Origin of the sequence: Pandoraea anapnoica (assembly GCF_902459765.1) — a bacterium.
GTDB lineage: Bacteria > Pseudomonadota > Gammaproteobacteria > Burkholderiales > Burkholderiaceae > Pandoraea > Pandoraea anapnoica.
On record NZ_CABPSP010000004.1, the window covers coordinates 77678 to 95756 of the forward strand.

General features: G+C 61.9%; 15 protein-coding genes. 10 read left to right on the forward strand and 5 right to left on the reverse strand.

Translation table 11 applies throughout. The features are described 5' to 3' along the window. Window positions 1-38 precede the first annotated feature (38 nt). On the forward strand, window positions 39-725 hold the full coding sequence (locus PAN31117_RS08530) for a hydrolase (protein WP_150737814.1): 687 nt from the start codon (window positions 39-41) through the stop codon (window positions 723-725). Window positions 726-807: 82 nt separating this feature from the next. On the opposite strand, the gene PAN31117_RS08535 is transcribed toward PAN31117_RS08530, so the two are convergent. Both PAN31117_RS08535 and PAN31117_RS08540 read right to left on the reverse strand, forming a co-directional pair. Then, window positions 808-2151: an MFS transporter gene (locus PAN31117_RS08535; RefSeq protein WP_150737815.1), complete on the reverse strand. Its 1344-nt coding sequence runs from the start codon at window positions 2149-2151 to the stop codon at window positions 808-810. Between the two features lie 172 nt (window positions 2152-2323). Next, window positions 2324-3262: a LysR family transcriptional regulator gene (locus PAN31117_RS08540; RefSeq protein ID WP_150738058.1), complete on the reverse strand. Its 939-nt coding sequence runs from the start codon at window positions 3260-3262 to the stop codon at window positions 2324-2326. A 122-nt stretch (window positions 3263-3384) separates the two neighbouring features. Between PAN31117_RS08540 and gbd the strand changes: the two genes are divergently transcribed. The 3 genes from gbd to PAN31117_RS08555 all read left to right on the forward strand — a co-directional run bounded on the left by gbd (window position 3385) and on the right by PAN31117_RS08555 (window position 6968). Further along, window positions 3385-4524 (forward strand): 4-hydroxybutyrate dehydrogenase, encoded by a 1140-nt coding sequence (gbd, locus tag PAN31117_RS08545; RefSeq protein WP_150737816.1) that lies wholly within the window; start codon window positions 3385-3387, stop codon window positions 4522-4524. Window positions 4525-4604: 80 nt separating this feature from the next. After that, window positions 4605-6050, forward strand: coding sequence for an NAD-dependent succinate-semialdehyde dehydrogenase (locus tag PAN31117_RS08550; protein ID WP_150737817.1), 1446 nt, complete (start codon window positions 4605-4607; stop codon window positions 6048-6050). Window positions 6051-6224: 174 nt separating this feature from the next. Beyond that, window positions 6225-6968 carry a sulfite exporter TauE/SafE family protein gene (locus PAN31117_RS08555; protein ID WP_150737818.1) on the forward strand — a complete coding sequence of 248 codons (744 nt, stop codon included), beginning with the start codon at window positions 6225-6227 and terminating at the stop codon, window positions 6966-6968. 44 nt (window positions 6969-7012) lie between these two features. On the opposite strand, the gene phnF is transcribed toward PAN31117_RS08555, so the two are convergent. Further along, the gene (gene phnF / locus PAN31117_RS08560) at window positions 7013-7765 is read right to left on the reverse strand and encodes a phosphonate metabolism transcriptional regulator PhnF (RefSeq protein WP_246188979.1); all 753 of its coding nucleotides are present in this window, start codon (window positions 7763-7765) and stop codon (window positions 7013-7015) included. 264 nt (window positions 7766-8029) lie between these two features. Here phnF and PAN31117_RS08565 point away from each other — a divergent pair, with 264 nt between their 5' ends. The 5 genes from PAN31117_RS08565 (at window position 8030) to PAN31117_RS08585 (ending at window position 13221) form a co-directional block, all read left to right on the forward strand. Further along, window positions 8030-8929, forward strand: coding sequence for a phosphate/phosphite/phosphonate ABC transporter substrate-binding protein (locus tag PAN31117_RS08565; protein ID WP_150737820.1), 900 nt, complete (start codon window positions 8030-8032; stop codon window positions 8927-8929). After that, the gene (locus tag PAN31117_RS08570) at window positions 8926-9795 is read left to right on the forward strand and encodes a phosphonate ABC transporter ATP-binding protein (protein ID WP_370855737.1); all 870 of its coding nucleotides are present in this window, start codon (window positions 8926-8928) and stop codon (window positions 9793-9795) included. Before PAN31117_RS08565 ends, PAN31117_RS08570 begins: the two co-directional genes overlap by 4 nt. Beyond that, complete coding sequence (gene phnE, locus PAN31117_RS08575; protein ID WP_150737821.1) at window positions 9792-10604, forward strand: phosphonate ABC transporter, permease protein PhnE; 813 nt, start codon at window positions 9792-9794, stop codon at window positions 10602-10604. Before PAN31117_RS08570 ends, phnE begins: the two co-directional genes overlap by 4 nt. Before the next feature lie 12 nt (window positions 10605-10616). After that, window positions 10617-11276 (forward strand): DapH/DapD/GlmU-related protein, encoded by a 660-nt coding sequence (locus PAN31117_RS08580; protein WP_150737822.1) that lies wholly within the window; start codon window positions 10617-10619, stop codon window positions 11274-11276. A gap of 487 nt (window positions 11277-11763) precedes the next feature. Continuing rightward, window positions 11764-13221 (forward strand): hypothetical protein, encoded by a 1458-nt coding sequence (locus tag PAN31117_RS08585; protein WP_150737823.1) that lies wholly within the window; start codon window positions 11764-11766, stop codon window positions 13219-13221. Between the two features lie 20 nt (window positions 13222-13241). Here the strand turns inward: PAN31117_RS08585 and PAN31117_RS08590 are convergent, their stop codons facing one another. After that, a complete protein-coding gene (locus PAN31117_RS08590; RefSeq protein ID WP_150737824.1) occupies window positions 13242-14213 on the reverse strand; it encodes a LysR family transcriptional regulator in 972 nt (323 codons plus the stop codon). A gap of 153 nt (window positions 14214-14366) precedes the next feature. On the opposite strand from PAN31117_RS08590, the gene PAN31117_RS08595 reads away from it, so the two are divergent. Further along, window positions 14367-15422 carry a D-cysteine desulfhydrase family protein gene (locus tag PAN31117_RS08595; protein WP_150737825.1) on the forward strand — a complete coding sequence of 352 codons (1056 nt, stop codon included), beginning with the start codon at window positions 14367-14369 and terminating at the stop codon, window positions 15420-15422. Between the two features lie 66 nt (window positions 15423-15488). Here the strand turns inward: PAN31117_RS08595 and PAN31117_RS08600 are convergent, their stop codons facing one another. Next, window positions 15489-17663, reverse strand: coding sequence for an RHS repeat domain-containing protein (locus PAN31117_RS08600; protein WP_174990879.1), 2175 nt, complete (start codon window positions 17661-17663; stop codon window positions 15489-15491). Window positions 17664-18079: the final 416 nt, after the last annotated feature.

Consider the following 18079-nt stretch of genomic DNA (forward strand, 5'->3'; position numbering starts at 1 on the left):
TGCACCCGCGCGCAACGTAAAGTCAAAGGACCCTGACCATGTCGAATCCCAAGCTCGAAGTCTTGACCCCTCAGAACAGCCAGCTCATCATCATCGACCACCAGCCGCAAATGGCATTCGGTGTTCAGTCGATGGACCGTCAGGCGCTGAAGAACAATGTGGTCGGTCTGGCCAAGGCCGCGAAGATTTTCAATATCCCGACGACGATCACGACGGTCGAGAGCGAATCGTTCTCCGGTTACACATATCCGGAAGTCCTCGACGTATTCCCCGGCGCGAAGACCCTTGAGCGCACCTCGATGAATTCGTGGGACGACCAAAAGGTGCGAGACGCGCTCAAGGCCAATGGCCGCAAAAAGGTGATCGTCGCGGGCCTGTGGACCGAAGTCTGCAATACGACCTTCGCCCTGTGCGCCATGCTCGAAGGCGACTACGAAATCTACATGGTCGGCGACGCCTCGGGCGGCACCAGCAAGGAAGCCCACGATTTCGCCATGCAGCGCATGGTGCAGGCGGGCGCAGTGCCGGTCACGTGGTTGCAGGTGCTTCTCGAATGGCAGCGCGACTGGGCGCACCGCGATACCTACGACGCAGTGATGAAGCTCGTCAAGGAACACGCTGGGGCCTACGGCATGGGTGTCGACTACGCTTATACGATGGTGCACAAGGCTGCGCAGCGCACGTCGGGTACGCACGAATCGCTGGCCCCGGTCCCGGCTCGCTGATCGTTCTCAACCGTTCGACGCAATAAAAAAGGCCGCCAGTTTTGACGCTGGTGGCCATTTTTGCGAGTTGAGTGCGAGACGGTCAGTCGTCCAGCGGCAACCCGCTACGATCCTTTACCAGCGCGACGGCAACGACCGACACCAGCGCGCACGCGATCATGAAGAAGACCACCGGCACGTAGCTGCCGCCGAAGTAGGCGACGAGCGCAGTGGCAATCAGCGGCATCGGACCGCCGACGAGCGCAGCGCCGATCTGATAGCCGAGAGACATCCCGGTGTAGCGAATCGACGGCGGGAACGCCTCGGCGAGCAACGTGCCGATCATCGAGCCATAGGTCGTCCAGATCACGCTCAGGCCGACCCCCACGGCCACCGACGCCAGCAGAATCGACTTCTGATTCAGCAGCCAGAAGTACGGCCCGATCCACACGATGAACGCGACCGTGCCCCACAGGAAGACCTTCTTGCGCCCGATCTTGTCCGACAGATGCCCGAAGTAGAGCATGAACGGGAAGGCGATCAGCGCGCAGACCAGCACGATGTTCAGAATGTCCGAGCGCTGGAAGCCGTGACCGATCATGTACGAGATCGTGAACGTGGCATACAGGAAGAACGTCGACGTCTCCACCACCTTCGCGCCAATGGCGATCAGCACCGAACGCCAGTGATCCTGCAACGTTTCCTTGAGCGGAATGCGCGTCTCAGTGCGCGTGGCCATGATCTTCTTGAACGATGGCGTCTCGCCCACGGCGTTGCGAATCCACATGCCGATCAGCACCAGCACGATAGAGCCGACGAACGGAATGCGCCATCCCCAGCTTTGGAAGTCGGCGTCGCTGATCGAGTTGCTCAACAGCGACGTGATGATGTTGCCCAGCGCTAGCCCAAGCACCGCACCCGTCTGCGGTACCGCACCGTAGAAGCCGCGACGATGGCGGGGCGAGTACTCGACCGCCAGCAAAACCCCGCCGCCCCATTCGCCGCCCAGCGCCAGCCCTTGCATCAGCCGCAGCACGGAGAGCAGGATCGGCGCCCATACGCCGATCTGGTCGTAATTGGGTAGCAAGCCCATGAGTACCGTCGACATGCCCATCATCGTCAACGTGATGGCCAGCGTCTTCTTGCGACCGACGCGATCGCCGATGTGCGCGAAGATCACGCCGCCCAGCGGGCGAATGACGAAGGCCAGCGCGAACGTCGCCAGCGCCAGCAGGTTGCTGACCAGCGGGTCGGTGCTTGGGAAGAATTGCTTTGCGAAGATGATGGACGCCATCGTTCCGTAAAGGAAGTAGTCGTACCACTCGATGGTGCTGCCCACGGCACTGCCGAGGAGTGCGCGTCGACGCTCGGCGTCGGGCACCATCGCTTCTTTCATTGATGACGTCAGGCCGGGGGTGCCTGCGCTGTTGGGCGCTATTCCGCTCATTGTCTCCACCTTGTTTTTTAATGACCGGACGAAGTCTACAAAGGCGGGAGCCGTCGGTACACTGAACGTTTGCGTTAGTGCTATAACTTTTTCTCAGAGCAGGCGGTGGTGTCGCGTCCCTTCGCCATGCGAGGGACGCATACCTGCGATGCCGTGGGCGAAGGAGCGCAGCTTATTCGCCCCGGACGGCGCCATTCGCGACGATGGCGTCCATCAACATCTGCGCGCCGTGCGACAGTGGGGCACCGCGCCGTGTGACCAGCTCGTACGGCTCGCTGAGAGACGACAGCGTCAGGGGCAGCGTGCAGGCGATGCCGTGTTCGGTGTGGAAGCGCGCCACATCGATGGACACCAGCGCGACCAGCGACGGGTTCTTTTGAAGCAACGACACGGTCGCAAAGGCGGACGTCGTTTCCAGTAAATGCGCGGGAAACCGCAGCCCTGCGTCATGAAACTCCCGCTCCAGCAGTCGTCGCATCGGCATGTTGGCCCGGTAGACCACCCAACGGTAGTGCGCGAGATCTTCCAGAGATACATGGGCGGTGTCGGCCAGCGGGTGCGCAGTATTGGCGATGACGGCGAGCGTTTCGTCCTGAACAAAGGTGCTGTCGTATAGGTAGGGCGTCTGGCTGACGCTTGTGCGGCAGACGGCGAGATCGAGCCGACCGGCATCGATCTGGCTCAGCAGGGCGGCGCTCGTGTCTTCGACGATTTCAATCGACATCTCGGGCTGCACCTCACTGACCGCAGTGATGGCGTCGGTGAGCAACGGTACGGCCCCCATGATCACGCCCACCGACACGCGCCCGCCATGTCCGCGCATGATCCCGACCATCTCTTCGCGCAAGTGCGCCAGATCCGACTGGATCAGTCGAGCGTAACGAATCACACAGTGCCCGACGGCGTTCGGTTCGAGGCCGCGGTTCGAGCGCTCGAACAGGGCGGTGCCGAAGGTCGTCTCGATCTCATGCAACGCCTTGCTGGCCCCAGGCTGCGTCATTGCGAGCTGCTTGGCCGCGCCCAGCAACGAACCGTGTTCCTCGATGGCGATGAGCAACCGGAGTTGCTTGACGTGCAGCCGGGAGATGATCGAATTTAGCGAGGGAGGCATCATTGTCTTGATGAAAAGTTATATCGCTATCAAATGCTGTCAATATCGCCGCGGCGCGATGGGCCATACACTGCGAAATCTCTGCGTGAGCATAGCTTTTCTATAACTTTCCGTCATCTACTATGTCCCTCATCAACTACATCACCCAGATCCAGTTCGGCTTCGACTCGATCCGGCTTCTCGCGAGCGAGTGCGAACGCATCGGCATTCGCCGCCCGTTGATCGTGACGGACGCGGGCATTCGTGCCGCCGGATTGCTCAACACCGTATTGAGCGCGCTGGGGCAGGGCGAGTCGGTGCCTGTCTTCGACGCGACACCGCCTAACCCGAACGAATCGGTCGTACGCGACGCGGTCGCCATGTATCGGTCGAACGAATGCGATGGTGTGATTGCCCTGGGCGGCGGCTCGTCCATCGATCTGGCCAAGGGAGTTGCGGTGTGCGCAACGCATGAGGGGCCGTTGCAAAGTTTTGCCGTGATCGAAGGGGGCGCGGCGCGTATCACGTCGGCGACGGCTCCGGTCGTCGCGATTCCGACGACCGCCGGTACCGGGAGCGAAGTCGGCCGTGGGGCGATCCTGATCCTCGACGATGGGCGCAAGGTCGGGGTCATCTCCCCGTACGTGGTACCTCGCGTGGCCATCTGCGACCCCGCACTGACGCTGGGTTTGCCTGCCGGAATGACGGCCGCGACCGGCATGGACGCCATCGCGCACTGCATGGAAACGTTCATGGCCCCGGCGTTCAATCCGCCCGCCGACGGTATCGCGCTCGACGGCCTGTGGCGCGCCTGGCGGCACATCGAGCGCGCAACACGCGAGCCGTCCGATCGTGAAGCACGCCTGAACATGATGAGTGCGTCGATGCAAGGTGCGCTTGCCTTTCAGAAGGGCCTCGGCTGCGTGCACAGCCTGAGCCACTCGCTGGGCGGCATGAATCCTCGCCTGCATCACGGCACGCTCAACGCTATCCTGTTGCCTGCCGTGATCGCGTTCAACCGCACGGCGCCTTCGATGCAGGAGGATTCCAAGCTCGACCGGCTGGCGCAGGCGATGGGATTGCCCTCGGGCGACGACGTGGGTCCGGCGATTGCCGCGATGACAGCCAGACTCGGCCTGCCGGGTGGACTTGCGGAACTGGGGGTGACTCGCGAGCAGTTCCCGCGCATCATCGAGGGTGCGCTGAAAGATCACAGCCACAAGACCAACCCGCGAGATGCCTCGGCTGAGGATTATCGCGAGATGCTGGACGCGTCGATGTAATGCGCAGTGGGGTGTACGGAGGGCCGATGGCCATCAGTTCGTGCGCCTCGCCTTTGCCCAATCATTCTCAGGAAATTCATATGGTTACGTCAGGTTATACAGACACCAAACTTCTGATTAACGGCGAGTGGTGCGATGCCGCCAGCGGCAAGACGCTCGACGTCGTCAACCCGGCGACGGGCGCCGCCATCGGTAAAGTCGCGCATGCGGGCATCGCCGACCTCGACCGCGCCCTCGACGCCGCCCAGCGCGGTTTCGCCACGTGGCGCAAGATTCCGGCCGCCGAGCGTGCCGTGACGATGCGCAAGGCTGCTGTCCTTGTGCGCGAACGTGCCGATTCGATTGCGCGGCTCATGACGCAGGAGCAGGGCAAGCCGTTCGCCGAAGCGCGTGTCGAAGTGCTCTCCGCTGCAGGCATCATCGAATGGTTCGCCGACGAAGGCATGCGCGTGTATGGCCGTGTCGTGCCGTCGCGCAATCTGAATGCGCAGCAGACGGTGCTTAAGGAGCCGATCGGTCCGGTCGCCGCCTTCACGCCGTGGAACTTCCCCGTCAACCAGGTTGTGCGCAAACTGAGCGCTGCGCTGGCCTGCGGCTGTTCGTTCCTGGTCAAGGCACCGGAAGAGACTCCGGCATCGCCTGCCGCGCTGCTGCAAGCGTTTGTCGACGCCGGCGTGCCAGCCGGTGTGGTGGGGCTGGTCTTCGGTGATCCGGCCGAGATTTCCAGCTATCTGATTCCGCACCCGATCATCCGCAAGATTACATTCACCGGCTCGACGCCGGTCGGCAAGCAACTGGCCTCGCTGGCCGGTCTGCACATGAAACGCGCGACGATGGAGCTGGGCGGTCATGCGCCGGTCATCGTGGCCGAAGACGCCGACCTCGCGCTGGCCATCAAGGCGGCGGGTGGTGCGAAGTTCCGTAACGCCGGTCAGGTGTGCATTTCGCCGACGCGTTTTCTCGTGCACAACAGCATCAAGGACGAGTTCGCGAAGGCGCTCGTCAAGCACGCCGAATCGCTGAAGCTGGGCGACGGTCTTGCCGAAGGCACGACGCTCGGCCCGCTCGCCAACGCACGTCGTGTCACGGCCATGAGCCGCGTCATCGAAGATGCACGCAAGACGGGCGCGACGATTGCAACGGGCGGCGAGCGCGTCGGCACGTCCGGCAACTTCTTCGCTCCGACCGTGCTGACCGACGTGTCGCTCGAAGCCGATGTGTTCAATAACGAGCCGTTCGGCCCGGTGGCGGCCATCCGTGGCTTCGATAAGCTCGAAGACGCGATTGCAGAAGCGAACCGTCTGCCGTTCGGTCTGGCCGGTTACGCGTTCACGCAATCGTTCCGCAACGTGCACTTGCTCTCGCAGCAGTTGGAAGTGGGCATGCTGTGGGTCAACCAGCCGGCCGCGCCGTCCCCCGAAATGCCGTTCGGCGGCGTGAAGGATTCGGGCTACGGTTCGGAAGGCGGACCGGAGGCAATGGAAGCCTATCTCGTGACGAAGGCTGTCTCGGTCATGGCGAACTGATCGCCTGAGTGATCGTCTGAAAAGCGCGGCACCCCGTCCCTGGGGGGCCGCGTTCCGTATAAGTCAAATCGTATGCGGACATCCGAAGATCGAATCGCCACGTGTGCTTCGCGCATCACAATCTTCCTGATCGTCACACGCCGTTGCGCGAAGACGCCTCTCTCAGGAAGCGCGATGATCGAAATCTATCTGCTGACGGCCGTTGGCGCCGTCGTCGCCGGTTTTGTGCAAGGCATCTCCGGCTTCGCTTTCGGACTGGTCGCCATGTCGTTCTGGGCATGGTCGCTGGACCCCAAACTCGCGGCATGTCTGGCCGTGTTCGGTGCACTGACCGGACAACTCCTGAGCGCCGTGACGATGCGTCGCGGATTCAATCTGAAGTTATTGCTGCCGTTCTTGCTGGGTGGACTCGCTGGCATTCCGGTGGGGGTCGCCATTCTGCCGCATCTGGAAATGCACTGGTTCAAGGCGGCGTTGGGCACGTTGCTTGTCGTCTGGTGTCCGGGCATGTTGCTCGCTCGGGATCTGCCGAAGATCACGGTTGGCGGCCGGTTCGGCGACGCCGTTGCAGGGTTGACGGGCGGTGTACTGAGCGGCATTGGCGGGTTCGCCGGGACGTTGCCCACACTGTGGTGCACGTTGCGAGGTTTCGAGAAGGATACGCAGCGCGCAGTCATCCAGAACTTCAATCTGGCGATGCTGACGGTGACGATGGGGGCCTATCTCGCGACGGGTGTCGTGACGAAAGAGGCCGTTCCCTTGTTCGCTATCGTCGGTCCGGCGATGCTGATTCCGACCTTCCTCGGCGCGAAGCTGTACATCGGTCTGAGCGAAGCACGTTTCCGCCAGATCGTTCTCTCGCTGCTGACAGCATCGGGCATTGCGTTGCTCGCGTCGTCAGTGCCCCATCTTGTCTAACGTGTCGTGAGCGTGGACCGTTCTCCTGACCGGTCCACGAGGGTTCACGTCGACGTATCGACCATCAGTTGCACGCGATCCGCAGCGAAGTGCGTGATGCCGTATTTGATCGGCAAGCCGTCGAGATCGACGTCGACGTTCTCGACCCAAAGCACCGGTTGCTGGCGATTCACGCCGAGACGCCAGGCGATCTCGGTGTCCGGCAGCACGCTGCCGATGCGGCTCCACTTGCGCAGATAGTCAGGCACGCCCATCGAGGCGAGCGCGTGCGTGATGCTGCTGTCTTCTTCGAGCAGGCTCGGCAGATCCGGGAAGCGCGCGGCAGGGTACCAGTTGCACGCGTACGTCAGCGGCACGCCGTCGGCCGCATGCAGCGACTCGATGCGCCACACCGGGGCGCGCACACGCAATTCCAGCGCCTTGGCGACGGCCGCATCGGCCTGAAGGCGCACCGCCGAGAGCATCTGTCCCTCGGCTGCGTGATGTTGCTGGCGCAGGTTCTCGGTGAAGCGTGTGCGTCGCCCGATCAGATAGTCGATGGCGCCGCGCTGCACGAAGGTGCCGCGTCCTTGTTCGATGCTCACCAGACCGTTCGCGGCCAACCCCAGTACGGCGCGTCGCACCGTGTGACGGTTCACGTCGAAGCGCTTTGCGAGTTCCCCTTCGCTCGGCAGACGGCCTTCGTCGCCGAAACCGTTGGCGGCAATCTCCCTGGCGAGAATCTGCTCGATCTGACGCCAGACGGCCACCCCTGCGCCGCGCTCGACCCGCTCCCCATTGGCTGCATTTGCACTCAATACTGCATTCCCGCTCGCTGTCATAGCGACGTCATCCCCTGGACTTCATATGTTCATCGATCAGGGCGCATTGTAGTGCGCGCGACGTGATGGATGTGTGACTTTGGCGTGTCCGTATGCAGAATCGTCACGATTTCGGGGCGTAATTTTTAGTAACAAAATCATCTAGACGTTCAGATAAATGAATCACGGTTCTGTCATGTCCGATTCCTAGAATCCGCAGCAGAGTTTTCGCACGCCCGTAGTACAACCCAGAGGGAATTCATGAAAGCTATCAAACGCTTCGCCGCGCTCGCCTTCTTTGCTGCTGTCGCCAGCGGTGCAGCACACGCCGCAGGCGAGTGCCCGAACAATGGTGTCGTGCGCTTCGGCGTCGAGCCGTACGAATCGTCGGCACGCATGCTGCCGGTCTACACCGATCTCGCCAAGCTGATCGGCGACAAGCTCGGCTGCAAGGTCGAGTTGTACATCGCCACGAGCTATAACGCCGAGATCGAAGCGATGCGCAACAACAAGCTCGAATTCGCCCAGTTCGGTCCGCTCGGCTATGTGCTTGCGCATCAGGTCGCGCATGCCGAAGCTGTCGCCACGTTCGCCAATGAAAACGGTTCGCCGCAGAACTACTACGCATCGATCGTCACGTGGCCGGGTTCGGGCGTGACGACGCTTGCCGACACGGCGGGTAAGTCGTTCGCGTACGCCGATCCGGCATCGACCTCGGGTCACCTGTTCCCGGCCTACGGTCTGCGTAAGAACGGCATCGACCCGGACAAGGGTGTGAAGGCCATCTATGCAGGCAGCCACACGGCGTCGTTCGAAGCCCTGCGTAACCACAAGGTCGTCGCTGGCGAACTGAACAGCGAAGAAATCTCCAGCGCGCGTCTGCACGGCGAATACGACGACAAGGCTTACGTCACGCTGTGGAAGTCGGACCCGATCCCGGTCGACCCGATGGCCGTTCGTGGCGATCTGCCTGCCGAGTTCAAGACGCGTCTGGCGAAGATCCTGTCGAATCTCGACCTGAAGGAACTGCCGGAAGCCGACCAGAAGTTCATGGCTGCCAACGCGACTCCGGCGCTCAAGACCGTGCCGCAGAACGACGCGGCCTACAACCAGATTCGCGATCTCGTCTCCACCCTCCATATCGATCTGTCGAAACTGTGAACACCTTGTCCAAAGCAACGGACGGATTGGCATTGCCCCCGGCTGACGCATTCGCGGCCGCCGGGGCCGCCCATGCCAGCACGCCGGGAGCGTTTCGCCGTACCAAACTCGCCCCCGGTGTGAAGCTCGCCGTTCAGAATCTGACGATGTGCTACGCGAACGGTCATACCGCGTTGCGCGATTTCAATCTGTCGGTCGAGGCCGGCGAAATGGTCGTGGTGCTCGGCAGCAATGGCTCCGGCAAATCGACCTTCATGAAGTGCGTGGTCGGCATCAACCGTCCGACGCAGGGCAGCGTGAATCTGGCCGGACGCGATCTGGTTAAGCTGTCCGGCGAGCCGCTGCGCGAAGCGCGTCTGCCGCTCGCACTGATCTCGCAGAACGCCAATCTGGTCAAGCGTCGCAGCGTGATCGCCAATGTGTGCTGTGGCGCACTCGGACGTCACCGCACACTCGCGAGCGCACTCGGACGCATGCCGCGCGAAACCATCGAACCGGCGCGCGCGTATCTGGACGAAGTCGGTCTGCTGCATCTCGAAAAGCAACGTGCTGGCACGCTTTCGGGCGGTCAGGCGCAACGTGTCGCCGTCGCCCGTGCCCTGGCTCAGGAACCGCATGTGTTACTGGCCGATGAGCCCGTCGCGAGTCTCGACCCCGAGGCCGCCGACGAAGTCATGCGCCTGCTGCGTCGTCTCGCAACCGAGGACGGACTGGCCGTCGTCGTTGTGCTGCACCAGCCGGATCTCGCCATGCGCTATGCCGACCGTATGGTCGGACTGCGTCGCGGCGTGATGGAATTCGATCAGCTGGCGCATGAAGTGTCCGCCCGTCAAATCGCCAATCTTTATGTCACCGAGGCTTCATGAGTACAGTGCTTGAAATGCGGGGCGGTCGTGGCCCGGGAGAGATGCCTGCGGGCATGCGCAACGCACTGACGTTGATCGGTGTAGTGATCGCCATCGCGTTGTTTGTGCAGGCGTGGATCGTTGTGCAGGCGCGTCCGCAGGATCTGATTACCGGCGCACACGGCATGGCCGACATCATTTCGCGCGCCATGCCACCGGATTTTGCGCAGTTCATTCCGAACTTGCGCCCGGTGCTCGAAACCATCGACCTGGCGATCTTCGGCACGGTGTTCGGCATACTGCTGGCCTTCCCGCTGGCGATTCTCGCGGCGAAGAATGTCACGCCAGGGTTGCCGCTGTACTACGGCGCACGTGCAGTGATCGGCGTGACACGCGCGGTGCCCGATCTGGTGTGGGCGTTGCTGTTCGTGACGGCGGTCGGTCTCGGGCCGTTCCCCGGCGCACTGGCGCTCGCCGTCCACTCGGTCGGCATGCTCGGGCGTCTGTTCGCTGAAGTCATCGAAGACATGGACATGGGGCCGGTCGAAGCCCTGACGCTTACCGGCGCGGGACGCGTCGCCGTACTCACCCATGCGGTCATTCCCGGCGTATTGCCTTCGCTACTGGGGATCGGGCTATTCCGCTTCGACGAGAACCTGCGGTCGTCACTGGTGCTCGGTTTTGTGGGCGCTGGCGGCATCGGTTTCCAGTTGCTCACGGCGATGAACCTGTTCGACTACCAGACGGTGTCGTACCTGCTGATCGTCACGTTCGTATTGGTGGCTTGTGCGGAGCGCGCTTCGGCGTACCTGCGCAGTCTGGTGCATTGAGGGCAGGGCAGTATGCAACGTATCAATTGCGGGGAGGGCGTCGATCCGTGGACCGGCGCGCGAGTGTTGAGCGAGGTGCCGGAGATCGATCCGACGTCACTCGTGCGCGATAGCGATTTCGGGCGCTTTACCTATCTCGGACCGAACTCGGCGGTGCGGGCGTCAACGATTGGCGACTACGGCTACGCGATGGGCAGCAACCAGATCGCGCACGCGCACATTGGTAAGTTCGTAAATATCGCGACGGGCGTTCGCATCAATCCGTCGAATCATCCGATGTGGCGCGCTACGCTGCACCACTTCACGTATCGTTCGCGCTCATACGGTATGTCGCTCGACGACGATGCCGAGATTTTCGACTGGCGTGCGCAGGACGCCATCGCGATCGGCCCGGACGTCTGGATTGGCCACAACGCGATCATCATGCCGGGAGTGAGCATCGGCACGGGGGCCGCGATTGGCTCCGGTGCGGTGGTGACGAAGGACGTGCCGCCGTACGCCATCGTCGTCGGTGTGCCCGCCCGGGTGCTGCGCTATCGCATGGACGACCGCACCGCCGAGCGCATGCGGTCGATTGCGTGGTGGGACTGGAATCCGGCGGAACTGGACGCGGCGCTCGCCGATTTCAGAAACCTGAGTTCGGCAGCGTTCGTCGAGAAGTACGAGCGGTAGGACGGGTGGTCGGGGGCTGACGTGCCGCAATGCCGGGTACATCGGCCACGTGCTTCCGTAGTAGAATCCGCCGGAATTGCCGGGACAACCGACGGGAGCGTCACCGACCATGCAATTCCATGCGAAGCCGCATCAGGACAACGACAATCGGACCCCGGTCGCACCGGAGGTTTCCCGACCGAAAACGGCCACATGGCGCTATCACTTCGTCGATAGCCGACCCGCCACTGCTCAGTTTCGCAGTCTGCAAAGCATTGTGAACGACAGCCCACGGGCCGTTGCACAGCGCAAACGCATCGACAGTCTTTTTCCCTCGCAAGCGACGCCTACGCAACGGCGTGTCACCGACGATCTCTACACGCGCGGTCTCACAGGTGGACTCAACGACGGCGAAGTCGCGTTGAGTCGGCGGCCCGATGTCGGAGCCGTCCATCTCGGCCTTCTGGCGCAATCGCTTAAACCCATTACCCAGCCCAACGCGACGCCAGTGGCCGACGCGCTGCACGCCAACACTGCCGTCGTCACGCCTGGCCGCGTGCAGATGAAAGGCATCGAAGCGACCGCCGATCCGGTTTCGATTGCGCGTCAGGTGGGACAACTGCGTCCGAAGGACACGCGTATCCGACAGTTTGCCGGGGGACGCTTCGAGCTTCAGGCGCGCCTGAATCCCTGGGTGTCGGTGTTGACTGGCGCGGTACTTGAAGATCTGGCCGGCAGCTCGGCGAATCCCAAGGACGGTACGCGCTATCCGGGCCAGCCAGATGTTGTATGGCGGGACGAAATTCCGGAGGAAGGTCATTCGGGTGCCTACGCGGCCTTTATGCAATGTCTTGCGGAAATCGACGCTGACGAGTCGCTGAAGCCCGTGGAAAAGCAGCGGGTCAAGTCGGAGATGCTGTTCGCGTTTCATGGCGGTCTGAAATCGTTGCCTGCCGCAGCCATTCTGAAGTTTGGTACGGATCTGATGCACGCCATTGAGGCACATGAGGCAACGGATTCGCTCGACGCGGCGTTTGAGGAAAACCGCGTCGTTTACCGCACATGGCATGAACCCAGACGGATCGCCGAGTCGACCCAATTGGGCGCGAGCAAGGAGGGCGGCGCAGAGCTTGTGGGGGCAGACGCACTGAACGTCGCCCTAAATCCGGGGCGCTTCAGGGCGCACAAGGAGAAAACGAAAGCGGCCGATTCGGGACTCGTGCCCATCGGTGCGGCGCCGTCGTCGTTGCTTTACGGCGACCTTGAGGGCAATTTGAAGAATACGGTTTTCCTGCGGGATCGCGGCACGGCTGCCGCACTCTTGCCCGAAAATCTGAACGCAAGCTTTAGCCTGTTCAACGAGACCGCCAAATCGGTGTTCCGGTCGAAACAACCGGAAGACGAATTAGATGCCGACAAGCAGAATCTGCAAAAGCACGCCAAAGCGATGCGCGCTCATGTGACTCGGCCGGTCTTCTTCGACAAGGGGGACATTCAGTCGTCCGTGGGGGCCTATAGTCACAAGGACAAAGGTGACGATGACGATCTTCATGTCAGAAAGACGCATTCAGCACTGGGCGTGGATCACAACCCCCTGCGCGAGACCCTTGAGCAGAAATGGAACGATCCACTGCGCCGCAACGCGATCTTCTACCAGACGTTCTCCGAACACTCTCGGGCCAATGTGCATGGCGGCGCGTGGAACGAGATGGTCGTCAAGTATCGAGGGACGGGGAAAACCTCCGCGCTTGATGACAACGTGGCGCAATGGGTGCCGGGCATCCCCACGAACGACACCATCGCCCCGCAACTTCTCGACAGCGGCAAGTTCAGTGCGGAGTATGCGGAGGATACTAAGGCAGAGGCAGACACGGTGCTGGACGGGAAAGCGTTCGATCCCGTCGTTGACCAACCCGAAGCCCTCGTTGGCAAGCGACGAGTAAAGAAGAAAAAGGGCGGGCAATAAGGCACTGCGGCGCTACCGCACTAATGCCTTTCGCGCAGATCGATGCCCATCCGCTGCAACGCCGACGTGCGGCCTTGCACGAATTGTTCGGCCTGAGTAGCCAGCCACGCCTTAAACACGGCGACCGATGGCGACTCGCGATTACGCATGACAGTCCAGTAGCTTGCCGGTGAACGAACCGCCACCGGCAGCACCGGTATGAGGCGTCCATCGGCCAATTCATCCACGATCAGTGAGGCGCGGCCGATGGCCACGCCCTGATGATTGAGCGCTGCGCTATACGCCATGCTTGCCAGATTGAAGCGCGGGCCATTCACGAAAGGCAGCCAGTCGGGCCGGATCGCTTGCATCCAGGCCTGCCATTCCGCAGACGCTTCCGCCCCCGGCCACGCAAATGCATCGTGTAGCAACACGCAGCCCGCATCGATCCGTCCTTCGGCAAGTATCGGCGTGCGCTGAAGATAGGCGGGCGTTGCCACCGGGATCAGCCACTCGTCGAACAATCCGGCGCGGCTACGGGGCGTACCGGGCGTCTCGGCACAGTACCGGATCGCCAGATCGATTTCCGAGATGTTGTCCGTCGCGACGCCGAGCGCGCCGAACTCCGCCATCAACTGCACCGGGTTGCGTTCGTCGTGATGGTGATACTGCGATAGCCGCGACACTAGCCAATGCAGGGCAAACGAAGGGCAGCATCCGACTTTCACCGGCGTGGCCGAATTGGAAATGCTCGCCAGCGTCGATTCGATTTCGTCGAACGCCCGCTGTGCGCCTTCGAGTAGCGTGCTCCCTTCCGAGGTCAGCGCCAGACTTCGATGACCGCGCACGAACAGCGGATACCCCAGACGCCGTTCCAACTGACGCATCTGCTGACTGATGGCGCTTTGCGTGAGGTTGAGCGCGTCCGCCGCGCGGGTAAAACTGAGCAGCTTTGCCGCCACAGTGAACGGGCGCAATGCGCCAAGCAAAGAAGCGTCGACCACGTTTCGCATTAGTTCGCCTAACTCCAGAGTAAAAAATCGTCGCTTGTCACGATATCGGGATTTCTAGACCATGCTTCGGTCACGCCGGGAAAAAGCACGTTGGCTCGTGCGAATTAGCATAAGCCATTTTCGCGAGAAACGAATCGCTGATAAGGAGGTATCTTGATTTCATCACTGGCATCTGCGCTGGGCAAATTTCCGACCGTCGCACTGACGCGTCTGTCGACGCCGATAACGCGCGTCGAGCGTCTTGAGCAGGCGTGTGGCGCTCAATCGCGCGGCATCCGGATCTTCGTCAAGCGCGACGATATCGGCGATATCGGCAGCGGCGGCAACAAGCTTCGTAAGCTGGCGTTCCTGCTCGGACAGGCGCAGGCGGAGCGGGCCGACACGGTGATTACCGTAGGCGGCATTCAGTCGAATCACGCACGACTTACGGCGGCCGCGTGTGCGAAACTCGGCATCGCTTGCGAGCTGTTTCTCTCCGATATGGTGCCCATCCACGTCGCTGAGTATCGCGAAAGCGGGAACGTGCTGCTAGACCGGATCTTCGGGGCGACGATGACGGTCGTGCCGTCGGACGGGGACGTCATGGCCGTCGCCAACGCCAGGGCGGCCGAACTGGCCTCCACAGGACGCCGCGCGATGGTCATTCCTGCCGGTGGCTCATCGCCACGGGGGACGTTAGGGTACGCGCAGTGTGCTCAGGAAATTCTCGAATTCGAAGCGCAGAACGCCACTGAATTCCGTCATATCGTGATTCCCAACGGCAGCCACGGGACGCAGGCCGGACTGATTGCCGGGTTGACGTTTGCCGGTCAGCGCGGGGCGCGGGTAAAAGCCTACTCGGTGCTGGCTGATCGTGACGTCACGCACGCCAGGACGACCGTATTGGCACGCAACGCACTGGAACTGCTCGGCGGGAACCCGGCGGACGTGGATGAGCAGGTCGACGTCGTAGTCGACGGCGGATATCGGGGCGCCGCCTACGGCATACCCACACAAGCCATGGTCGACGCGGTCCATCTGCTGGCCAGGACCGAGGGCATGCTGTTGGACCCGGTGTACTCGGGGAAGGCGTTCTCGGGACTGCTGGCCGATATTGCGAGCGACCGCATTCCCGCAGGTGCAGACGTGCTGTTCGTCGCCACAGGCGGCGTGCCTGGCCTCTTTGCGTATCGCGACACGTTGGCGCAGACGCGAGTGACTAGCGATTGAAGGGCCCGGCATCACTGGCGCTCAGACGCTATTTCGCGCGCTGGGATCGTCAGCGTGCCAGCCGTATCACAATTCAACGGGGGCCCGGATGACCTGCACGGTCATCGCCAATTTCCGAACTGTGCGGTATTCGGACATGGTGATGGGGAAGAAATTCTGGCCGGCATCATCGACGGATGTCGTCATCCACGCCCCATGCGCCTGCGCCGAGGGCATGGGACCAATGTCGTCGAAGTTCCGGTGGCGTCCGTTGGCGTCCCTGCTGTAGACGAGGAATTCCACGGGGACTCGCTCCGGGCCTTCCAACTGTGCCCATTCCAGACCAATTTTGGAGAGGCGACGGAAGAAGGCATTGTGAAACGCGTTTTCCAATGCCGAGTCCAGGACGTCCCCCTCCAGTGGCTTGCGGATCTCCCGGTCGCGAAGGTCATGGGCGTGATGGCGAAGCCGCATGTCGGCCCGGCCTCGCCCGCCGACGTGCCACAGTCTGCCGCCCGAATTTAGCGAGAGATTCTTCTTGACCATCTTTTGCAGGTGCGCGAATCGCTCATCTTCCGTGAAGTTACGAAATCGATGATGTAGGGATAATTCTTCGGCGCGAGAATGCAAATGGGTGGACCACCGTTGCAAAAGCGAAGCGGCGGTTTGCGTATTAAGATGCGGGAGGTGTCGCATGAGCCGTTTTACGTGCTTGCGTCTGACCTCGATGCCTTTCTGGATTTTTTTCAATGCGCCGCGCCCCCTGATGCCGAGTGCTTCGTTAAATTCGTTGATACGGAATCTGACGAGACCGCCGGGCTGATGTACGCGGTTGTACGCTTCGAGATAAGGGATTCGGACATCATCCATCCCATAAACGATGCTGACGGCTTGCTGACCGTCGCGATCCGCAAGCGTCAGCGGATTGTTGACGACAAAACGATAGCGGTTCAGGCCGTCGACGTTACCCGCCGGGTCAGGGTTGAGCCAGCGATGCAGCCAGGGCGCGTGATAGCGCTGCCCGTGGTAATTGAGTCCGGTCGCATCTTGTTCGTGCCCGGCGTAACGGATGGTGCGATACCCGGCGGCGATTTCGCTGGCGGCCGCGCGCCACGCAGTACCACCGAAGGCATAGTAGCTCTCGCGTGAAATGACTTCTGCCTTCGCGTCGATTTCCACGGTGGCACTTTCCAGATGGTCGGCAAGTATGTAGCGGACTTGATGATTCTCGACTCGCGCAGGTAACCCGGTCTCCCAGACGTATACCTGTACGCGAGTCCGACCGGCATCGAGCATGGCGACATGCATCACTTCGCCGGTGGCAGTATCCCGACGCAGCTCCAGTCCATGAAGATAGCGGGTCTCGCGCACATGGGTCGTGGATGCGGCAAGTCGTTTGCCGACTTTGCGCACGCGGTCGCCTTGCGCGTCGTACACATAGCGCTCCTCATCTGCCGAGCCATCGTCGTGTGTCATGAATGTGACGGCCGCGAGTCGGTTTGCGGCGCTCCAGCGGATCGGCTGGCCGGTGGTCAACGCCAAGAGATTGCCGCAGAGATCGAACGACGCCTCGACGTCAGGCTCAGGCAGGCCACTTTCCCACAACACGCTTCGGTTGCTCATGTGCGATACAGCAAAGCGCTGTTTCCAGCTTTGGCCTCGCGTGTCGGATGTGTGCGCCACCTCGACGAGATTGCCGCCCGCGTCATAGGAGAACGTCTGCGTGTAGGGTGTGGTACGCGTCGCGTCAGGCACGGGAATCCAATCCGGCAATGCCGGGGAAGGGGGGAGCGTCGCGCTCTCGCGTCCTGTGGCTTCGATCAGTTGGTAGAGCGAGTCATAGACGTACGTCTGCGTGCCGTCGATGCGTCGATTTCGCCAGAATTGCACCGGGGCCATGGCATTAGTGATTCGGACGACATTGCCCACGGGATCGTAGTCGTAGGCCAGATCCTGTAGCGTGGCGCCGTCGGCGGTTTGGCAAACCCTGCGCAAGAGCCGTTCCGAGGCGGTATCGAAGAGGGTGTTTTCCGTCACCCCGTTGCCCAGCGTTTGCGCCACGATTCGTCCGCGGGCGTCAGCCGTCGCATGAGTGATGAGCGCTGTCGCCTCGCCGCCGGGCGTCTGCCATGTACTGCCGCAAAGCGTTGCGTCGACTGTATAGACGTGTCGCTGCGTATTGCCGACAGCATCAGTCTGTGCGAGGAGCGCGTCGGTCGCGTCGTGTTGCCAGCAGGTTTCGTATGTGATGTTTTCGAGCAAGGCGTCGCGTTCGTCGACATCCTCCGGCCAGTCGGGGACATCGAGCGTTGCCAGGAATCGACGTCGTTCCGCGAACGGTTGCCCGCCTAGCCCGAATGCAGGGACGGTCAGTGTTCCGGCGTCATCGTCGCGCCTGATGACCTGAGCGCACCCGTTGCACTGCGCACTGGTTGCGTCACCGTAGGTCGTCCGACTCGCGCAGCGCTCGGGTTCGCCCGTCGATTGCTCGAACGTGGCGACCTCACGCATCTGATCGTCGTAAGCGATGCGCGCCCGTGTACCGCGTCCGTCCCAGGCGAGAAGACGTTGTCCCACATCACGGGCGAGCGTGATTTCCGTCCCCCCGTCTGCGTTGTCGACGCGTAGCAATTGCCCGGACAGACCGAATATCGCTCTCTCGTTAGGCGAGTTGCGCA

Bases quoted from the DNA above. Each gene is read 5' to 3' on its own strand.
- PAN31117_RS08530 (WP_150737814.1), top strand. From the start codon at position 39: ATGTCGAATCCCAAGCTCGAAGTCTTGACCCCTCAGAACAGCCAGCTC.
- PAN31117_RS08580 (WP_150737822.1), top strand. From the start codon at position 10,617: ATGCAACGTATCAATTGCGGGGAGGGCGTCGATCCGTGGACCGGCGCG.
- PAN31117_RS08590 (WP_150737824.1), bottom strand. From the start codon at position 14,213: ATGCGAAACGTGGTCGACGCTTCTTTGCTTGGCGCATTGCGCCCGTTC.
- PAN31117_RS08555 (WP_150737818.1), top strand. From the start codon at position 6,225: ATGATCGAAATCTATCTGCTGACGGCCGTTGGCGCCGTCGTCGCCGGT.
- PAN31117_RS08550 (WP_150737817.1), top strand. From the start codon at position 4,605: ATGGTTACGTCAGGTTATACAGACACCAAACTTCTGATTAACGGCGAG.
- PAN31117_RS08540 (WP_150738058.1), bottom strand. From the start codon at position 3,262: ATGCCTCCCTCGCTAAATTCGATCATCTCCCGGCTGCACGTCAAGCAA.
- phnE (WP_150737821.1), top strand. From the start codon at position 9,792: ATGAGTACAGTGCTTGAAATGCGGGGCGGTCGTGGCCCGGGAGAGATG.
- PAN31117_RS08535 (WP_150737815.1), bottom strand. From the start codon at position 2,151: ATGAGCGGAATAGCGCCCAACAGCGCAGGCACCCCCGGCCTGACGTCA.
- PAN31117_RS08565 (WP_150737820.1), top strand. From the start codon at position 8,030: ATGAAAGCTATCAAACGCTTCGCCGCGCTCGCCTTCTTTGCTGCTGTC.
- gbd (WP_150737816.1), top strand. From the start codon at position 3,385: ATGTCCCTCATCAACTACATCACCCAGATCCAGTTCGGCTTCGACTCG.